Here is a 302-nt window from a genome sequence, read left to right as displayed (position 1 = left end):
TTCACGGCTGAGCCCCAATCTGCTCCGCCCTTCGTCACCCTACATTCTCGGAGACTGAAAACATCCGGCTCGCCAGGAATTCTGACAGCTTCCTTCCCGAGCCTAACGGCAATCACCTACAAATACAAAGTGCGGCAAGTGCGGCGCCACCTCCGACGATTATGTCCTTGCACGAAGAATCTTACGATTGGCTAGGAAGTAGGCGATTTGGGCCCGGAGGCTGGCGGGGCTCAGTAGCGAAATTGTTGTTAATGGTCGGTTTTTGACCATTTACAACAAGGCCGGACTTGAAGACTTTTGAT

This window comes from Schleiferilactobacillus shenzhenensis LY-73 (assembly GCF_000469325.1).
In the GTDB taxonomy this organism is placed as follows: domain Bacteria; phylum Bacillota; class Bacilli; order Lactobacillales; family Lactobacillaceae; genus Schleiferilactobacillus; species Schleiferilactobacillus shenzhenensis.
This window is presented reverse-complemented; position numbering follows the sequence as displayed.